The organism is Ollibium composti (assembly GCF_004801285.1).
Lineage (GTDB): Bacteria > Pseudomonadota > Alphaproteobacteria > Rhizobiales > Rhizobiaceae > Mesorhizobium > Mesorhizobium composti.
The window spans coordinates 283948-287245 of record NZ_SSNY01000003.1 but is presented as its reverse complement, the minus strand read 5'-3'; the positions used below and the strand labels follow the sequence as shown (position 1 = coordinate 287245).

The window sequence follows — 3298 nt, the reverse complement described above, 5'->3', positions numbered from 1 at the left end:
GCTCCTTCCAGCAGTTCCCGGCTCTTGCGCCGCCTCCCGCAATAATGACGAACTCACAGCGAATGGACGCAGCATCTCAACCCCCCTGGCAAGATACGGAATGTCACTTTATATCATGCTAAAACTCGCGGCGCCATGGGAGTGACCTACCCTTACGTTAATTTTTTTCGCTTTTCTTCGCAATTTGACGGACGAGGAAAGAAATAAGATGAATTTCCAATGGTTTGTTGACAACAATATAGAATTTAATATATTATAGTAAGAAAAACTATCTATTCATCATATCATGACACATAGAATAATATTTAATAATTGTAGTGATTATAATATATAAATATTTATTTTTATTTTAAAATACGAATCCATAGAGAAAGGGGCAGTCGAAATATGCTCCACGAACGTAAAGCTGAACCGTTCACGCTCTTGCACGGCTGTCAACGGTGGCAAACGAATCTCTGAAATTCGCCTGGAAACGAGACGCGAATCCTTCAGGCAGGGCAATTCGTCCCCGCTGCTCTGTAAGATCTATGGATACTCGCGGCTGGGACGGCTATTCGCTGAATTTGATTACCGCCCGGCCGCTCGTCAGATCAGCGACCATACGCGCCATGCCGTCTGCCAGGTCCTCCGGCACCGAGACGATCAGTTCCGCCCCGGTACCTGTGAATGACTGAACGCGGACCTGCGCTCCGGGAAGTGCCTCAAGCCGAGCCTGCACAAGCGCCAGATCACCGAAGGCGCATTTCACCGTCGCCGCGACAGTATCGACAAGCAGCACCTTTTCAGCCTCCCGCAAACACATGGCGGCCGTGCCACCGTATGCCCGGACCAGGCCGCCGCTCCCGAGCAAGACACCGCCGAACCAGCGCGTGACGACAACGGCGACACGATCCAACGACTGCCCATCGATAGCCTGCAAGATCGGTTTGCCTGCCGTTCCGCCTGGCTCGCCGTCGTCGCTGAACCGGTAGGCTTGCCCGATCCGCCAGGCCCAGCAGTTATGGTTCGCTGTCTGATCCGAATTCGCCTCTATGAAAGCCTTTGCCGCAGCTTCGTCGGGGACTGGCCCGGCGACCGCGAGAAAACGGCTCTTTTTGATCTCTTGCCGAGCCGTAGCGATGGCGACCAATGTGCTGAGATTGCTCATGCTGTCATGGAGTGGCTATCGCTTCGCCATAGACATAACGAAAATCAGCAAGACATGGCAATCCCGCCGACAGCAAGCCCTAAGGCCGCGCCATAGACGCTACCTCCGTCGCCGCCGACAATCGCACCGACGGCGGCACCAAGGATCATCAAAATCGCGGGAATCAAACAGCCGGCCATAGCCAAGTGTAGGTACCGAAGGCTGGTAGTGCCATCCGATCGGCCTTTTCTTTGCCCCTTTCCACGGCGGTAACAGGGGTTAGATTCCGCTTGAGCGTACCAATTTCCATCGATAGCGGCTATTGCAGATCAGGGCAGCGCTGGCGCGCGAACCGGCACAAGTTCATGTCGTCGCCTTGAGCAAGGCGACGAAGTCGTCCGCGATCCCATCGACGTCCATTTAGCCGTGCAAAAATCCTTGACCGGTTCCAGGCCGCCATCGGTCGGCAAGTTACGCCATGTCGCTGCCTCGGCCGATGATTCGTGCAGGGCGAAAGCGAGGCGGCTGGGATGCCGCCACGGAAATCTTCCTATCGGCGATAGGCGGGCGCGGCTCGATATGTCCGCGGATCATCCCGATGGGGTGCTGGGGACTCCTGCGCACTTGCATACCATGGATCGAGCAGCGAACGGGCGTGAGCCGGCGCGCGAACAGCAGCATGCGACGGCGAGGTCCGCAGCAGTTCGTGCAAGCGGGCCTGGGCCGGAGAACGGCGCGTGGAATCCACAGGCCTGGAAGGCGGCCGACGCGGCCCCTTCATATCGATGGCGATGCCCCTGCCGAGAACGCCGAGGATGCCAAGCACCATCCCGACCAGCGCGCCGAAGGCACCCAGTTGCATGGTTGGAGGCGGCCAGCTGCGGGACCTGGGTTCCACCGGCGGCGAGATGATACGGATGTTGGTCGTGTCCAGCTGCTGGCGCTCGGTGACTTCGCGCGCACGGACAAGGAAGGCCTCGTAGATGGCGGTTTTGGCCGCCGCTTCCCGCGTAAGCTCGCGCAGCCGCACCTGAGCGTCGTTGTCCGAAAACACGCCGGAGCCTGCCCGGGCGGCCTCGGCTTCGAGCGACGAGGCATTGGATTGCGCCTGATCGAGGTCGTTCTTGGCAGCGAGCACGATGCGTTTCGTCTCGGCGTCGATTTCCTGCTGCAGGGCTCGCAATTCGATCTGCTGCGACGACGCGCGCGGATGCCGGGGGCCGTAAATCATCGACTGGGCGTCCGCCTGTGACTTCAGTGTCGCATACTGCGTGCGCAGGGCAGAGACCGTCGGCGATTGCATCGCCACCGCATCGGCGTTGCCGGACGACAGTTCGCGATAGCGCGATTGCGCCGCGATCAGCTTTTGCCGCGCCTCGACGAGCTGCTGGTTGATTTGCGACATGGAGCGCGAGGAGACAAGCTCCCCCTGGATAGCCTGCAATCCGTTCTCGCGACGGAAGGCCTCGACCGCTTCCTCGGCGGCGTTGACGTCCGCCTTCAGCTTGCCAATGCGCTCGGTCAGCGCATCCACGGTGCGGCCGGCGCCTTCGGAATCGGCCGAAACCAGCTCTTCCCGGAACGCCTTGATGATCGCCTCGGAAATGCGGATCGACTTGTCGGCATTGTTCGTCCAGACCGACAGGGTGACGACGAAGGAAAGTTCGTCACGACGGGCGCTCAGGCGTTTCATGAGGTTGGCGAGGGCAATTACTTCGTTGCTCTGCGAAGGCGCGCGGCCGAGCAGCCGGCCGATGCTGAACGCGGACGGCGGCGGCACGAATTCCGGATCGTTCTCGAGGTCGAGCGCGGCGATGGCCCTGAGAAGCACACTGCGCGAAACCAGCGTCTGCCGCTTGCTCTCGACGTTGAGAAGCTGTGCGTCCCTTTGCTGGTCGTTCTGCCTGAAGAGGTCGTCTGAGACGATTTGCAGGCCCGCCGGATTCATCAATATGTCGGTCGTTACCGTGTAGCGGGGCTTTGACAGCATCGAGTACGACACGCCCACCAGCAGACCGACGACCATGGCAAGAACGATCCAGCGAACGCCCTTGCGCAGCCAGAAGAACAGACGCGGCAGGTCGACCAGCAGATAGGCGCTGACGGCGTCCCATCCGTTACGCTGCTGCGTACCGTATGGGCTCTGATCGTGGTCCTGGTTCATCGGTATGC

2 protein-coding genes are annotated in these 3298 nt (G+C 59.4%); both read right to left on the bottom strand.

The genetic code is table 11. The features are described 5' to 3' along the window. Positions 1–550: 550 nt before the first annotated feature. A complete protein-coding gene (locus E6C48_RS07275) occupies positions 551–1147 on the bottom strand; it encodes an IMPACT family protein (protein ID WP_136355576.1) in 597 nt (198 codons plus the stop codon). A gap of 529 nt (positions 1148–1676) precedes the next feature. Then, positions 1677–3290: a GumC family protein gene (locus E6C48_RS07270; protein WP_136355574.1), complete on the bottom strand. Its 1614-nt coding sequence runs from the start codon at positions 3288–3290 to the stop codon at positions 1677–1679. Positions 3291–3298 lie beyond the last annotated feature (8 nt).